The organism is Streptomyces ossamyceticus, from assembly GCF_001418475.1.
Lineage (GTDB): Bacteria > Actinomycetota > Actinomycetes > Streptomycetales > Streptomycetaceae > Streptomyces > Streptomyces ossamyceticus.
In genome coordinates, this window is the sequence record NZ_LIQX01000008.1 from 1 (window position 1) to 15,020 (window position 15,020).

The 15,020-nt window shown below is 71.8% G+C and carries 11 protein-coding genes; 7 read left to right on the forward strand and 4 right to left on the reverse strand.

Features of this window, described 5'->3' with window-relative positions; all coding sequences use genetic code 11:
* Positions 1 to 246 precede the first annotated feature (246 nt).
* Complete coding sequence (locus AOK15_RS00905; RefSeq protein WP_055511632.1) at positions 247 to 711, forward strand: SRPBCC family protein; 465 nt, start codon at positions 247 to 249, stop codon at positions 709 to 711.
* Positions 712 to 760: 49 nt separating this feature from the next.
* Here the strand turns inward: AOK15_RS00905 and AOK15_RS00910 are convergent, their stop codons facing one another.
* Positions 761 to 2,350, reverse strand: coding sequence for a hypothetical protein (locus AOK15_RS00910; protein WP_420876838.1), 1,590 nt, complete (start codon positions 2,348 to 2,350; stop codon positions 761 to 763).
* Positions 2,351 to 2,688: 338 nt separating this feature from the next.
* Entirely contained in the window at positions 2,689 to 4,704 is a 2,016-nt protein-coding gene (locus AOK15_RS00915) for a DUF1996 domain-containing protein (RefSeq protein ID WP_055511634.1), read from the reverse strand.
* A gap of 327 nt (positions 4,705 to 5,031) precedes the next feature.
* Between AOK15_RS00915 and AOK15_RS00920 the strand changes: the two genes are divergently transcribed.
* The 3 genes from AOK15_RS00920 to AOK15_RS00930 all read left to right on the forward strand — a co-directional run bounded on the left by AOK15_RS00920 (position 5,032) and on the right by AOK15_RS00930 (position 9,667).
* Positions 5,032 to 7,797 (forward strand): SpoIIE family protein phosphatase, encoded by a 2,766-nt coding sequence (locus tag AOK15_RS00920; RefSeq protein ID WP_240508251.1) that lies wholly within the window; start codon positions 5,032 to 5,034, stop codon positions 7,795 to 7,797.
* A gap of 61 nt (positions 7,798 to 7,858) precedes the next feature.
* Positions 7,859 to 8,746 (forward strand): Gfo/Idh/MocA family protein, encoded by an 888-nt coding sequence (locus AOK15_RS00925; protein WP_055511637.1) that lies wholly within the window; start codon positions 7,859 to 7,861, stop codon positions 8,744 to 8,746.
* A 132-nt stretch (positions 8,747 to 8,878) separates the two neighbouring features.
* A complete protein-coding gene (locus AOK15_RS00930) occupies positions 8,879 to 9,667 on the forward strand; it encodes a hypothetical protein (protein ID WP_055511639.1) in 789 nt (262 codons plus the stop codon).
* A gap of 58 nt (positions 9,668 to 9,725) precedes the next feature.
* On the opposite strand, the gene AOK15_RS00935 is transcribed toward AOK15_RS00930, so the two are convergent.
* Positions 9,726 to 10,508, reverse strand: a complete 783-nt coding sequence (locus tag AOK15_RS00935) for an alpha/beta hydrolase (RefSeq protein ID WP_055511641.1) — start codon at positions 10,506 to 10,508, stop codon at positions 9,726 to 9,728.
* 188 nt (positions 10,509 to 10,696) lie between these two features.
* Between AOK15_RS00935 and AOK15_RS00940 the strand changes: the two genes are divergently transcribed.
* Positions 10,697 to 11,662 carry a DUF1152 domain-containing protein gene (locus tag AOK15_RS00940; RefSeq protein ID WP_055511642.1) on the forward strand — a complete coding sequence of 322 codons (966 nt, stop codon included), beginning with the start codon at positions 10,697 to 10,699 and terminating at the stop codon, positions 11,660 to 11,662.
* Between the two features lie 29 nt (positions 11,663 to 11,691).
* Positions 11,692 to 12,675, forward strand: a complete 984-nt coding sequence (locus tag AOK15_RS00945; protein WP_055511644.1) for an aldo/keto reductase — start codon at positions 11,692 to 11,694, stop codon at positions 12,673 to 12,675.
* 190 nt (positions 12,676 to 12,865) lie between these two features.
* On the opposite strand, the gene AOK15_RS00950 is transcribed toward AOK15_RS00945, so the two are convergent.
* Positions 12,866 to 13,330, reverse strand: coding sequence for a hypothetical protein (locus AOK15_RS00950; RefSeq protein ID WP_055511647.1), 465 nt, complete (start codon positions 13,328 to 13,330; stop codon positions 12,866 to 12,868).
* 221 nt (positions 13,331 to 13,551) lie between these two features.
* Here AOK15_RS00950 and AOK15_RS00955 point away from each other — a divergent pair, with 221 nt between their 5' ends.
* Positions 13,552 to 14,916, forward strand: coding sequence for an FAD-dependent oxidoreductase (locus AOK15_RS00955; RefSeq protein ID WP_055511649.1), 1,365 nt, complete (start codon positions 13,552 to 13,554; stop codon positions 14,914 to 14,916).
* Positions 14,917 to 15,020 lie beyond the last annotated feature (104 nt).

Consider the following 15,020-nt stretch of genomic DNA (forward strand, 5'->3'; position numbering starts at 1 on the left):
GGGCCTGGGTCGGCGTCTGCGGCTGAGCGGCCGGCGGCGGCTGCGCCGGGTGAGCCGGACCGGGCTGTCCGGGAGGACCGGGCGGGGTCGCGGACGGCGGGTCCTGCGGCTAGGGCTGGGCCGGGGCACCCTCGGGACGTTCGGTCATCGGCTTCTCCTCATTTCGGGGGTAGGGGGTGCTCCGGACGGGGGCGCCGGCCGTCGTCCCTGGGGCGGTTGTCGGGGCCCGGTGCTTTCATGGAAGTCATGACCAGCGCGAGTGTCGTCGTGGAGCGGCGGGTCGCCGCCTCCCAGGGGCGGGTGTGGGAGGCCCTGACGGACCTCGCCGGCATGGAGCGGATGCTCAGCGGCGTCGTCCGGGTGGAGGTCCTCACCGGCGGGGTGTTCGGGGTCGGCACGCGGTGGCGGGAGACCCGCCGCATGTTCGGCAAGGACGCCACCGAGGAGATGGGCGTGACCGTGAGCGAACCGCCCGAGCGCTATGTGGTGGAGGCGGAGTCCCATGGTTCCCTCTACGTCTCCACGTGGGAGCTGCGGCCCGACGGCCCCGCGTCGACGACCATCCGGATGATGTTCACGGCAGTGCCGACCGGTGCCGTCTCCGGTCTCCTGGCCAAGGTGCTGGGCGGCGTCGGTGCCCGTGCGGTGCGCAGGGCCGTCGCGAAGGACCTCGACGACGTGGCCGGGTGGCTGGAGGGCCGCAGGGGCTGAGTCCGCCCCTGCCGGCCGTCCGGTCTGCCTCCCGACCGCGCTCGTCGTCTCACGAGTTGATGCCGAGACCCTTGGTCACGTAGGCGCACTCGGTGTAGATGTAGCCCGACTGCAGCTTGGCGGTGTCCGAGGCGGGGCTGGAGGAGGTGCCGCCCTTCGGCTTGTGCAGGAAGTACGTGGTGCCGACCGGGAGGGTGATCGTGCGCTGCGGGTACTTCTTGCCGCCGCTGCACGGCTTGAAGTTGGGGTCGATGGTGCGGCTCCAGTCGTAGCTGGTGCAGCCGCCGCAGCCCTTCAGGGTGAAGGTGCCGGTGACCGGGCCGGTGTACATGACCTGGATCTCGTCGGGGCTGTCGTTCTTCACCGTGACGGTGATGCTGCCGCCCGTACGGGTCGTGGGCAGCTTCTTGCCCGCCGCCGGCACCTCCTGCGCGATCTCCGCGGCGATCGCGATCTTCTTGGCGCGGGGCGCGTTCTTGTGCTTCTTGTTGGCCTTGACGAAGTCGTTCATCGAGGTGACCGCGTCGGCGAACTCGCCGTCCTCGTACTGGGACACGCCGCAGGTGTAGACGCCGGTGGAGGCGGACCGGTCGGCGCGGGCGGCGTCGTCGGCGAGGGCCTTGTCGACGCCCGCCTTCTCGCCGGGCAGGCCCTTGACCTGGAGGCTGAGGGACTCCAGCTGCTCCACGGCGTTGCACGGGTCGTCACCACCGACGGCCTTGATCGCCTTGTCGACGGCCGTCCTGACGTCGGGCTCGACCTTCGCCGCCTGCTCGGAGTCGGGGAACTCGTTCAGCAGGTCACGGAAGTGGTCGGTCCAGTCGCCGGTGCCGCTCGCGAGGGTGCCGGAGGCGCACTCGTACAGGGACGTCGCCAGCCGGTCGTCGGGCCAGGTGGCCAGGGAGCCGACGTTCTTCTTGCTCAGGGTCTGCGGGACCGTGCGCAGGTACTCGAGCGGGGCGATCGCGTCGCAGTACTCCTGGTCCTCGTAGGGCGCGCCGACCGTCGTGTAGAAGGTCTTCAGCCGGTCCGGGACCTTCTCCGCCGCCCGCGAGTCGGGGTGGTCGGTGCTGAGGTCGTCGTAGGCGCTCAGCGCCCTGCGGTACTCGGACTGGGTGGTGCTGAAGGACTCGCCGGAGGCCTTGCGCACAAGGTCGTCGGCGGTGTCCAGACGGTCCAGGAGCATCTGCTCGGTGGCCTCGTCCCGCGCGCTCTCGTAGAGCAGGGAGCCGGCGACGGGGACGCCGAGGAGCAGGACGCCGAGCGCGATCGCGAGCGGGGACTGCGCGGGCCACACCAGCCGGTTGCGCAGGCCGACCATGGCGCCGTGGACGGCCGTGAGAACGAGGAACAGGCCGTAGACGACGAGGGTCGTGCCGGACACGCCGTCGGGGTCGGCCGGCAGCACCGTGAAGAGCAGGACGCCGGTGGCCACCCAGCACAGCAGCGTCAGCAGGGGCCGGCGCACGAGGGCGTAACCGAGGCCGAGACCGCTGAGGTTGAGCAGCCCCACGCCGATGGCGCGCCAGGGGTCGGCCGGGCCGGGCGGCGGCGCGGACGGCATCGGCGGCACCACATAGCTGTGGCTCCAGCCGTCCTGGTCTCTCGTTCCGTATGGACCGTACTGGTCTCCGGACATGTCGGATCCCCCCGTCAACTACACCCGCATGCCTACGAATTGTCAGTGTACGGCTGAAACCAGATGCCGCGACAGCCGATTCCGGTCGCTCGACGAAGATCGATGACCTTTCGTGACCATCGGCGGGGCAACGCTCCGGGCTGATCGCCCGTCCCGGGCCGAGTCAGCCCTGTGGCCTGCCGGAGCGCATCGGGAGCGGACCGCCGAGCGGTGTCGCCACGGGTTCGGCCACCCGGCGGGCGGGGGCCGCTCGGACGACGGCCACGGTCGCCGCCGCGCGGGCGTCACCCCTCCGCCCGCTGGCGGAGGGGTGACGGTGCGTCAACGGCTCCGCGGCCTCAGCGGATCGCTCCGCGCCGTACACGGCGGAGCAGGACGACACCGCAGAGGGCGAGGACACCGCCGAGTGCGGCCGGCCACATCTCGGCACCGGTGTCGGCGAGGTCACCCGCGGCCGACTGGGAGCCCGTGGATCCCTCGGAATCCTGGGAGCCGGCCTGGCCCGCGCCCGCCGCCGAGGGGATGTTCCCGGCCGGGGTCTGGTCGGCGGCCTCGTCGTCCTTGCCGTCGCCCCCGCTCTGCCCGGCGTCCTTGTCGCGCTCGCGCTGGGTCGCCTTGGGCGAGGCGAGGGTCTTGGGCGTGTCGGCCTTGTCCGTGGGCTCGCCGACGTCGCCGTCCTCGCCCTGGTTCTGGCCCTGTCCCTTGTCCTGGTCCTGGTTCTGGCCCTCCTGGTCGCCCGGCGGCTCCTGGTCCTGGCCCTGGTCCTGGCCCTGGTCCTGGTCCTGGCCCTGGTCCTGACCTTGGTCCTGGCCATCGCCCTGGTTCTGGTCACCGCCGTCGCCCTGGTCACCGCCGGGCTGCTCCTGGTCCTGACCCTGGTCGCCGCCGCCACCCTGGTCGCCGCCGAGGTCCGCCGCGTCGCATTCGCGGCCCTCGTTGATGCAGTCGACCATCTCGCGCATCAGGCCCTCGTCGAAGACGTTGATGAAGTCGCCGTGGTCGGTGATCGGCTTGTGGACCTGCTCGGGGAAGGAGTCCACCGCGAACAGCGGGGTCGTACGGCCGCCGTCCTGGAGGCTCGGCGCGTCGACGTCGTAGACGATGCGCTGGACGAGCTGCGGAATGGCCCGGAAACCGCCGGGGCAGCTGCCGTCGGCGGCGGCGAAGGCCACGTGCGTGCGGTGGTTGGCGCTGTCGATGTTGCGGCCGTCCCAGCAGCTCTGGAACTTGAAGGTGCGCACGACGTCACTGCCGTCGGGGCAGAGCGGGTACTTGTCCTTCAGCTGCCGGTCCTCGAACCCGGTACAGCTCCACGAGGCGTTGGCGTTGGCGGGGCCGTTCACGAACGCCTTGGCGTCACCGGTGATGATGCGCAGCAGCCGCGGCATCTCGGCGACCTCGCCCTTCGGGCTGCCCACGAAGGTCATGGTGACCTGCTTGGGGGTCACGATCTCACCGGCGTTGCCCTCGATGCCGCCGCCGGGCGAGTTGGCGTCCTGCTCGACGGTGCCGTTCTGCAGACGCAGCACCGGCCAGAAGTAGGACGACTTGTCGTCCTGGTTCGCGCAGCTGGTCTCGGCGGCCGCGAGGTCCTCGTCGCTGGCGAAGGCGTTGTTGGCCTGGTTGCCGACGTAGTCGTGGAAGTGGTGGGCACCGTTGCTGACGCCGGGGGCGACGATGACGTTGTCCGAGTTGAACACGCCGTTCGCGTTCACCCCGCAGGCGGTGGTGAAGGAGCCGCGGGAGGCGTTCTGCCCCTGGGCGCCGCCCTGCCCGCCCGGCTGGACGGAGGTGATGTCGGCGAAGTCCGCGGCCACCGGACCGTTGCCGGCCTGACCGCCATTGCCCTGCTGACCCTGCTGACCCTGCTGACCGTTCTGACTCTGCTGACCGTCCTGGCCCTGCTGGTCGCCCTGGTCCTGGCCGGCACCGTCGCCGTTCTGGTCGCCGTCGCCCTGGTCGCCCCCGTCGTCGTTGCCTGTCTCGCGCAACGTGCAGGACGCGAGCGAGTCGAGCCCCTCGGGGCGGTCCCCGACGCGGTCGATGGCGATCGCGATGCGCTCGATCGTCGCGGCCCGCTTCTCCTTCAGCGGGTTCATGATGGCGTTCTCCGCGAACCCGCCGTCCTGCTGCTGGGCCTGCGCGGAGTTCTGCAGCCGCTGGTACGCCTCGGCTGTCTGCCGGTCGAGCGCGGCGAGTTCGTTGTCCACGTCCCCCCGCGCGCCCTCGGGCACGTCGGTCAGCTCACTGCCGACATCCGGGCAGTCGATCGTCGCGGCAGCGGAGTTGGCCCACTGGCCGGACTCCTCGCCGCCGCCGTCCTCGGTGGCCGACGCGTAGACGTTCGCGGCCACGAGCCCGCCTCCGCCCAAGATCAGCGCGATCGCGGCGGAGGTCGCGCGCCGTGCTCCTGTCGGGCGTCTGCGCCTGGTGGTGCGTCCCACGGTGACTCCTACAACGTCGTGGTCGGTCCGGGCATATAAAACCCCGGCCTTATACGGAGCCGGAGGCCGGGGTGTTCAAGCGACTCACGGATTCACAGGAAACTCATGGGAATCGGCATGTCGGAGGCGTTCGGGGCCTGGTGGGACGCCTTCCCGGCCGTACGGGCGGCGGCACCGCCTGTCACAGGGCGTGACCCCCTCTCGCCTCCTGGCGCGGGGCAGTGTAGACATGGGCACATGGTCCGTCTCCTGGGTCGATCCCGTGCTCAGTCGACCCGCCGCCCCCATGGTCAGCGCGAGCAGGGCCGGGACGACGGCGCCCGGCGCGCACCGCACGGATCCGCCGCCGAGGGGCAGGGACCCCGCTGGCGGCCTCTCGCGGGGCTGCGGTCGGCGCTGAGCGGGCGCAGTGTCGCCGGGCAGGTGTTCCTGCTGCAGGTCGTGATCGTGCTGGTGCTGGTCGTGTCGGCCGTGGTGGCGCTGGTCCTCCAGGTACGGCACGACAGCACCAAGGAGGCGAAGAACCGTTCCCTCGCCGTCGCCGAGACGTTCGCCAACGCCCCGGGCACCCGCGAGGCGCTGAGTTCCAACGATCCGACGGCGGTGCTCCAGCCGAGGGCGGAGGCCGCGCGGACCCAGTCCGGGGTGGACTTCATCGTCGTGATGAACACCGACGGGATCCGCTACACCCACCCGAAGCCCGACCGTATCGGCAAGCAGTTCGTCGGCAGCCTCGAACCGGCGCTGAAGGGCGAGTCCTTCACGGAGGAGATCACGGGGACCCTCGGACCGCTCGTCCAGGCCGTCGTGCCGGTCAAGGACCCGGACGGGAAGGTCGTGGGCCTGGTCTCGGCCGGGATCACCACGGAGAAGGTGGGCGGGGTCGCCGAGCAGCAGCTGCCGCTCGTGCTGGCCGCCGCGGCCGCCGCGCTCGTCCTCGCCACGGCGGGCACGGCGCTGGTCAGCAAGCGGCTGCTGCGGCAGACCCATGGCCTCGGCCCCTCCGAGATGACCCGCATGTACGAGCACCACGACGCCGTGCTGCACGCCGTACGGGAGGGCGTGATGATCGTCGGCGGCGGGAGCCGGCTCCTCCTCGCCAACGACGAGGCGCACCGCCTGCTGGACCTGCCCGAGGACGCCCAGGGGCAGGACGTCTCGGCTCTGGGCCTGGAGGCGCCCATGGCGGAACTGCTGGCCTCGGGCCGGGTCGCCAACGACGAGGTGCATCTGGTGGGCGACCGGCTGCTCGCGGTCAATCAGCGGCCCACCGATCTCCAGGGCGAGCCTTCGGGCAGTGTCGCCACGCTCCGGGACTCCACCGAGCTGCGCGCCCTGTCGGGCCGGGCGGAGTCCGCGCGGGGCCGTCTGAAGCTGCTGTACGACGCCGGGGTGGGCGTCGGCACCAGCCTGGACGTGACCCGTACCGCCGAGGAGCTGGCCGAGGTGGCCGTCCCCAGGTTCGCGGACTTCGTGACGGTGGACCTGGCCCCGGCGGCCCTCAGCGGTGAGGAACCGGAGACGGTCACCACCCTGCGGCGCACGGCGCTCAGCGGGATCCGCAAGGACGCGCCCCTGTACAAGGTGGGCGAGAAGATCGACCTGGTCGCGTCCTCCCCGCAGGCCCTCAGCATCGAGAGCGGCCACTCGGTCCTGGAGGCCGACCTCAGCAGGTCGCCCGGGTGGCAGGCGCAGGACCTGGAGCGGTCGGCGCAGGTCGTCGAGTACGGCATCCACTCGCTGATCGCCGTGCCGCTGCGCGTGGGCCCCCTGGTGATGGGCGTGGCCACCTTCTGGCGCTCTCAGAAGCCGGAGCCGTTCGACCAGGAGGAGCTGGCCCTCGCCGAGGAGCTCGTCGCCCGGGCGGCGGTCTCCATCGACAACGCGCGGCGCTACACCCGCGAGCACACCATGGCCGTGACGTTGCAGCGGAGCCTGCTGCCGCGCAGCCTGCCCGAGCAGAGCGCGCTGGAGGTCGCCTACCGGTATCTGCCCGCGCAGGCCGGGGTGGGCGGCGACTGGTTCGACGTGCTGCCCCTGTCGGGCAGCCGGGTCGCGGTCGTCGTCGGTGACGTCGTCGGGCACGGGCTGCACGCGGCGGCCACGATGGGGCGGCTGCGGACCGCCGTGCACAACTTCTCCGCGCTGGACCTGCCGCCCGACGAAATCCTCGGGCTGCTCGACGAGATGGTCAGCCGCATCGACCAGGACGAGGCGGAGGACGGTACGGCCCCGATCACCGGCGCCACCTGTCTGTACGCGATCTACGACCCGGTGTCGCGGTGCTGCACGGTCGCCCGGGCCGGTCATCCGCCGCTCGCGGTGGCCCGGCCCGACGGCCGCGTCGACTTCCCGGACGTACCGGCCGGTCCCCCGCTCGGGCTCGGCGGTCTGCCGTTCGAGACGGCCGACCTGGACCTCGCGGAGGGCAGCCGGCTGGTGCTGTACACCGATGGGCTGGTCGAGGACCGGGGCCGGGACATCGACGACGGTCTGGAGCTGCTGCGCACCGCGCTGACCGGCCCCGACACCTCCCCGCAGGGCACGTGCCGGGCCGTCCTCGACGCGCTGCCGCCGAGCCGGGCGAGCGACGACATCGCCCTGATCGTCGCCCGTACGCGGGCGCTGGACACCGGCCGGGTCGTCGACTGGGAGGTGCCCGCCGACCCGGCGGCCGTCGGCCGGTGCCGCGCGGACGCCACGCGGACGCTCGCCGCATGGGGGCTGGACGACCTGGTGTTCACCACGGAGCTGATCCTCAGCGAACTGGTCACCAACGCCATCCGGTACGGCAGCGGCCCCATCCGCGTCCGGATGATCCACGACCGCAACCTGATCTGCGAGGTCACGGACAGCAGTCACACCTCCCCGCACCTGCGGTACGCGGCGACGACCGACGAGGGCGGACGCGGCCTCTATCTGATCGCCCAGCTCACCCAGCGCTGGGGCACCCGCTACTCCCCCACCGGCAAGACCATCTGGACCGAGCAGGCACTGCCCTGAGGCACCGGGTCACCGGGCGGTCGGGGGCACGGATCACATCGCGTCGAGGAGAGACAACGGCATGCGTATCGGACTGCTCGGAACAGGGCCGTGGGCGGAGATGGCGTACGCCCCCGCGCTGAGCGCGCACTCGGAGCTTGACTTCGCCGGTGTGTGGGGCCGGCGCCCGGAGGCGGCCAAGGAACTCGCCGACCGGCACGGCGGGCTGCCGGTGTACGAGGACGTGGACGCGCTGTTCGCCGATGTGGACGCGGTCGCCGTCGCCCTGCCGCCGTCGGTCCAGGCGCCGCTGGCGGTGCGGGCCGCGCGGGCGGGCTGTCATCTGCTGCTCGACAAGCCGCTCGCCACGGACGTCGCCGAGGGGCGGGCCGTCGTCGAGGCCGTCGAGCGGGCCGGGGTGGCCTCGGTGGTCTTCTTCACCGCCCGCTTCCAGACCGCGATCGAGGCGTGGATCACCGAACAGGCCGACGCCGGCGGCTGGTTCACGGGCCGCGCGGAGTGGCTGGGATCGCTGTTCGACGGCGACAGCGACAGCCCGTTCGCGGCGTCACCGTGGCGGCGGGAGAAGGGCGCCCTGTGGGACGTGGGCCCGCACGCCCTGTCGGTGCTGCTGCCCGTGCTCGGGGACGTGGAGGAGGTCACCGCCGTGCGCGGGGCGAAGGACACGGTCCATCTGGTCCTCGCCCACACCGGTGGGGCGTCGAGCACGGTGACGCTCAGCCTGTCCGCGCCGCCCGCGGCCTCGGGGGCGACCGCCGAGTTCCGGGGCCGGGCCGGGGCGACCGTCCTGCCCTCGTCGGACGAGGGGGGTGTGGTGCCGGCTCTGGTGCGGGCCGGTGACGCCCTGCTGGCCGCGGCCCGCGGCGGCCGGCCGCATCCGTGCGACGCGGCGTTCGGTCTACGGGTGACGGAGGTACTGGCCGCCGCCGAGGGGCAGTTGGCTCCCTGAGGGAACCTCACGTGACGGAGCCTCACCCACCGGCCGTGTTCGGGTTTATGTTCGACGACTTGCGGTCATCGTCCGGTGGCGGGCGTCGCGGGCACACCTTCGCCTGGCGCGTTTCGGTGAGGAGGTGCTCGGGTGAGCACGGACGGAACCGTCACCGTGCCCCTGCGGGACAGGGTGGCGACAGCACAGCGGGATCAGGATGCGCGCACGGTCATGCGGCTGCGCCTGGGGGTCGGGATCATCGGTGTCCTGCTGCCCCTGGCGCTGCCGCTCGGCAACTGGATCGCCGCGCTGCTCGACGGCCGCACCGGGGACGACGTGTGGCCCGGTTCGATGAGCGGCGCGTACCACACGAGTATCCGGGACGTCTTCGTCGGCAGCCTCTGCGCCCTCGGGACCTTCCTGATCATCTACCGCTTCAACCGGATGAACGACGTGATGGGGACGGTCGCCGGGTGCTGCGCGCTCGGTGTCGCCCTCTTCCCGACGGCACCCGGTTCCGGCGCGGACTCCGGGCAGCTGACGGCCTCGGTGTTCCATCTGGTCTTCGCCGTCGGGCTGTTGACCTCGATGGCCGGGTTCTGCCTGCTGATGTACTGGGCGCCCGGCATCAAGGACCGGTCGTACGTCCGGCGGCCCTATCGGGTGGCCGGTGTGCTGATCCTCGTCTTCATGGCGCTCGCGGGCGCGGCGGCCGTCACCGGGGTCGGCGACGACTGGCCGGTCACACCCCTCTACCTGTGCGAGTGGCTGTCGGTGTGGTCCTTCGGCTTCGCGTGGACGGGGGCGGCGCTGTCCCTCGCCGAGGACATCGGACGGCTGTCGAGGACGAGGGCCGTGGTCGGTGCCGTACTGCGGTGGCTGCGATCGCTCGGCGGACTGCTCGGACGGGGGACGTCTCGGTCCCGTCCGGCGGTCTGAGCCCGCCCGCACGGGTGGTGTGCCTCGCCGCCCGGGGTGCGGGCGGCGAGGCACGGCGTCAGACGCGGGCGCCGGTGAGGAAGCGGTCCAGCGTGGCGGTCAGTTCGGCCGGCTTCTCCACGGGCAGCTCGTGGCCGGCGTCCAGGATGCGCACCTCGGCGTCCGGGTACGCCTTCGCCATGCGCAGCATCTGGGAGACGGGCAGCTGGATGTCGTGGTAGCCGTGGACGAGGAGGGTGGGGACGCGGATCTCGCCGAGCCGGTCCAGGACGTCGAAGGCGCGCATGGCGCCGTACAGGGTCATGACGACCTCGCGCGGGGTCGCCGAGGAGGCGCGGACGTACTCACGGATCTCCTCGCGCGGGTAGCCGGGGGCGAAGGCGCGCTGGATGTTGGCGGCGACGAACAGTTTGAACGGCACCCGGGTCGAGACGGCCATGAGCAGGCCCCGGCCGCGGCTGTAGGTCATCCGGCTGATGGAGTTGACCAGCACCAGGCGCTCCACGCGCTCGGGGTGGGCGAGGGCGATGGTCTGGGAGATCATGCCGCCCATGGAGTGCCCGACGAGGACGAACCGCTCGACCTCCAGGTGGTCGAGGAGCGCGAGGACGTCGTCGGCCAGTTCCGCGATGGTGCGCACCCCGGCGCCGGTGCTCTCACCGTGCCCGCGCAGGTCGAGGCGGATCACCCGGCGCTTCTCGGAGAAGTGGGCGAGCTGGTGGTCCCAGCGGTGGCGGTTCGCCGTCCAGCCGTGGATGAACACCAGGGGCACCCCGTCGCCGTCGCGGGGGCCCTCGTCGTCGTAGGTCAGGCTCGCTCCGGCGACTTCGAGCTGCGGCATGGGTGCCTCCTGGATACGCTCCGGTTACTGCCCGGTACGGTAACCGCAGGTGTGGCCCTTCGTCACCGTCGTACGCGGGGGAAATCCGAGGTCCGTGGTTCTGCGGTGCCCCTCCGGGCGGCGCCCGCCGTGACCGGTCGTCGACAAATCCCGGGCACCGGGGCCGGTGGCGCTGCTAGCTTCCCCCGGTGTTCTCCCTCCACGAGCCCGCGTTCTTCACCCGACTGAACGACGCCCGGCGTGTCCTCGTCGCCGGCGCCGGCGGCGGTTTCGACGTCTACGCCGGTCTGCCGCTGGCCCTCGCCCTGCGCTCGGCGGGCAAGGAGGTGCATCTGGCCAATCTCTCGTTCGCCGATCTCTTCGGCCTCGACCTGGACGTCTGGGTGGAGCAGGACGTCGCCGCCATCGGCCCCGACACCGCCTCCCGCGGCGACTACTTCCCCGAGCGCACCCTCGCTCGGTGGCTCGACCTGCACGGGATGCCCGCCACGGTGTACGCCTTCTCCCGTACGGGTGTGGCGCCGCTCAGGGACGCCTACCGCGCGCTCCTGGACCGTCTCGGCGGTGTGGACGCGATCGTGCTGGTGGACGGCGGCACCGACATCCTGATGCGCGGGGACGAGCACGGACTCGGCACTCCGGAGGAGGACATGGCGAGCCTCGGTGCCATCGCCGGTATGGACGAGGTCCCGGACCGGCTGGTGGCGTGCCTCGGCTTCGGTGTGGACGCCTACCACGGGGTCAACCACGCGCTGGTCCTGGAGAACCTGGCGGCGCTCGACCGGGACGGCGCCTATCTGGGCGCGTTCTCGCTGCCGCGCGACAGCCGTGAGGGCGCCCTGTACCTGGACGCGGTGGCCCACGCCCAGCGGTGCACGCCGGAGTATCCGAGCATCGTCAACGGTTCCGTGGCGGCGGCCGTGCGCGGCGACTTCGGGGACGTCCGCTTCACCGAGCGGACCCGCGACAGCGAACTGTTCGTCAATCCGCTGATGGCCCTGTACTTCTGTGTGGACGCGGTCGGCCTCGCCCGCCGCAACCTGTATCTCGACCGGCTGGAGAAGACCGTCCTCACCCGGCAGATCAGCTCCGTCATCGAGCGGTTCCGGGACGAACTGCCCCGGCAGCGCCGACCGCGTGCCTTCCCGCACTGAGCAGGGGGAACGGATGACACACTGGCCGCATGGAAGAACGCGCATTCGGTAGGTCGGGTCAGCACGCGTCCGTGGTCGGGCTCGGTACATGGCAGCTGGGCGCCGACTGGGGAGACGTCGACGACAAGGAGGCCCTGACGGTCCTGGAGGCGGCGGCCGAGGCGGGGGTGACCTTCTTCGACACCGCGGACGTCTACGGCGACGGGCGCAGCGAGCAGACCATCGCCACGTTCCTGCGCAGCCGGCAGGACCTGCATGTGTTCGTCGCGACGAAGATGGGCCGCCGCGTGGCCCAGATCCCCGAGAACTACGTCCTCGACAACTTCCGGGCCTGGAACGACCGCTCCCGCCGCAATCTTGGTGTGGACCGTCTCGACCTGGTGCAGCTGCACTGCCCGCCCACACCGGTCTACTCCTCCGACGAGGTGTTCGACGCGCTCGACACCCTCGTCGAGGAGGAGCGCATCGCCGCGTACGGCGTCAGCGTGGAGACCTGCGCGGAGGCGCTGACGGCGATCGCCCGGCCGAACGTGGCGAGCGTGCAGATCATCCTCAACCCGTTCCGCATGAAGCCGCTCCTGGAGGTCCTCCCGGCCGCCGAGAAGGCGGGCGTCGCCGTCATCGCCCGGGTGCCGCTGGCCTCGGGGTTGCTGTCGGGCAAGTACACCAAGGACACGGTCTTCGCCCAGAACGACCACCGGACCTACAACCGGCACGGCGAGTCCTTCGACCAGGGCGAGACCTTCTCCGGTGTCGACTACGAGACGGGCGTCGAGGCCGCGGTGGAGTTCGCCGGGCTGGCACCCGAGGGCTTCACCCCGGCCCAGCTGGCGCTGCGCTGGATCATCCAGCTGCCGGGGGTCACCACCGTGATCCCGGGTGCCCGCACGCCCGAACAGGCGCGGGCCAACGCGGCCGCCGCCGCGCTGCCGGCGCTCTCGGACGAGACGCTCACCGCGATCCGGGACCTGTACGACCGCCGCGTCAAGGACCAGGTCGAGGGCCGCTGGTAGGTCCGACCTCCCCACGCGGTGGAGTCACGCCGCGGGACGGTCACTCGGGCGGACGCTCGGGAGGCGGCGCTCTCGCCGCCTCCCGAGCGTCGGTGTCCCACCGTGCCGCGTCGTGGGCGCCTCACCGTGCCGCGTCGTGCTTCGTGGTGCGGCGTGGGGCCGCCCGGTGCGGGCGTCGTGCGGGTGGACGTCAGATGCGTCCGCCGGTGAGCCGGGTAAGCGGTCCGTGCACATGGCGTTCCGACCGGCGTCCGGCCAGGTAGGAGGCGGCGGTCAGCGCGGTCAGCCCCGCGCCCACACCCGCGGCGACGAGCTTGCGATGGGCGAGGACGGTCACCGCCGTCCTGGCGGTCGCGGCCACCTGACCGGAGGCCTGCACGACCGCCTGGCGGCCCGCCTCGACACCCTTGACCGCGCTGTGCACGGCGCTGTTCGCGGTGTCGGCCGCGCGTCCGGCCCCGTTCTTGGCGGCCGACGCGGTGTCACCCGCCTTGTCTGCGGCCTTCTTGGCGGTCCCGGTGGCCGGGGCGGTCGCCTTGCCGGCGGTCCGGCGCGCCTTGGCGGCGGCCGTCTCGGCGGACGAGGTGCTCTCGTTGGTGTCGTTGTTGGTTCGGCTCATGGAAACCGCGTTGCCGTTCACCGCGCGGGCAAACACATCGCGTCCACATCCATGGCCAACGCCTCGGTCGGGCACGGCCCCGCCGACCGCCCCGCCGACCGCGCCCCACCGCCCGCCGGGCGCGGCCTCCGACGGGGCACCCCCATGCCATAAGATCAGCTTATGAGGTCATAGACCCGACCCGCGTACCAGGTAAGGGTTGCCTCAGTTTAGGGTTGCCGTCGAGTCGCTTGTCTCCGCTCGAAGGGAACCTGAACATGCCCCGCCCTCTGCGGGTAGCCATTGTCGGAGCCGGCCCGGCCGGTATCTACGCCGCCGACGCGCTGCTGAAGTCCGGCGTTGCCGCCGAGCCCGGTGTCTCCATCGACCTCTTCGAGCGGATGCCCGCCCCGTTCGGACTGATCCGCTACGGCGTGGCCCCCGACCACCCCCGCATCAAGGGCATCATCACCGCCCTGCACCAGGTGCTCGACAAGCCGCAGATCCGTCTCTTCGGCAACGTCGACTACCCGTCGGACATCAACCTCGACGACCTGCGTGCCTTCTACGACGCGGTGATCTTCTCCACGGGCGCCACGGCCGACCGGGCGCTCGACATCCCCGGCATCGACCTCGACGGCTCGTACGGCGCGGCCGACTTCGTCTCCTGGTACGACGGCCACCCGGACGTCCCGCGCACCTGGCCGCTGGAGGCCGAGAAGGTCGCCGTCCTCGGCGTCGGCAACGTCGCGCTCGACGTGGCCCGTGTCCTGGCCAAGACGGCCGACGAGCTGCTGCCGACGGAGATCCCGCCGAACGTCTACGACGGTCTGAAGGCCAACAAGGCGCTGGAGGTCCACGTCTTCGGCCGACGCGGCCCCGCGCAGGCGAAGTTCTCCCCCATGGAGCTGCGGGAGCTGGACCACTCCCCCAACATCGAGGTCATCGTGGACCCCGAGGACATCGACTACGACGAGGGCTCGATCGCGACCCGGCGCGGCAACAAGCAGGCCGACATGGTCGCCAAGACCCTGGAGAACTGGGCGATCCGCGACACCGGCGACCGCCCGCACAAGTTGTTCCTGCACTTCTTCGAGTCCCCCACCGAGATCCTCGGCGAGGACGGCAAGGTCGTCGGCCTGCGCACCGAGCGCACCGCCCTCGACGGCACCGGCAACGTCAAGGGCACCGGCGAGTTCAAGGACTGGGATGTCACCGCGGTCTACCGCGCGGTCGGTTACCTCTCCGACAAGCTGCCCAAGCTGCCCTGGGACCTCGAGTCGGGCACCGTCCCGGACGCGGGCGGCCGGGTCGTCCAGGAGACCGGCGAGCACCTGACGTCGACGTACGTCACCGGCTGGATCCGGCGCGGCCCCGTCGGCCTCATCGGGCACACCAAGGGCGACGCCAACGAGACGGTCGCCAACCTGCTGGACGACTTCGCCAACGGCCGTCTGCAGGAGCCCTCCGCCCCGGCGCCGGAGGCCGTGGAGGCGTTCCTCGCGGAGCGCGAGGTGCGCTTCACGACGTGGGAGGGCTGGTACAGGCTGGACGCCGCCGAGAAGGCGCTGGGCGAGCCGCAGAGCCGCGAGCGCGTGAAGATCGTCGAGCGTGAGGACATGCTGCGGGAGAGCGGCGCGTAAGGCTCCGCCGGGGGGCCGCGGGGGGACTGCCGATCGTGATTCGGCTGCAGATCGTCTGTGGCCGGTCGCGCAGTTCCCCGCGCCCCTGGGAGTGGGCGTCGAAC

Coding starts and splice junctions, on each gene's coding strand:
- AOK15_RS00905 (WP_055511632.1), top strand. CDS start 247: ATGACCAGCGCGAGTGTCGTCGTGGAGCGGCGGGTCGCCGCCTCCCAG.
- AOK15_RS00910 (WP_420876838.1), bottom strand. CDS start 2,350: ATGTCCGGAGACCAGTACGGTCCATACGGAACGAGAGACCAGGACGGC.
- AOK15_RS00920 (WP_240508251.1), top strand. CDS start 5,032: ATGGTCCGTCTCCTGGGTCGATCCCGTGCTCAGTCGACCCGCCGCCCC.
- AOK15_RS00925 (WP_055511637.1), top strand. CDS start 7,859: ATGCGTATCGGACTGCTCGGAACAGGGCCGTGGGCGGAGATGGCGTAC.
- AOK15_RS00935 (WP_055511641.1), bottom strand. CDS start 10,508: ATGCCGCAGCTCGAAGTCGCCGGAGCGAGCCTGACCTACGACGACGAG.
- AOK15_RS00945 (WP_055511644.1), top strand. CDS start 11,692: ATGGAAGAACGCGCATTCGGTAGGTCGGGTCAGCACGCGTCCGTGGTC.
- AOK15_RS00955 (WP_055511649.1), top strand. CDS start 13,552: ATGCCCCGCCCTCTGCGGGTAGCCATTGTCGGAGCCGGCCCGGCCGGT.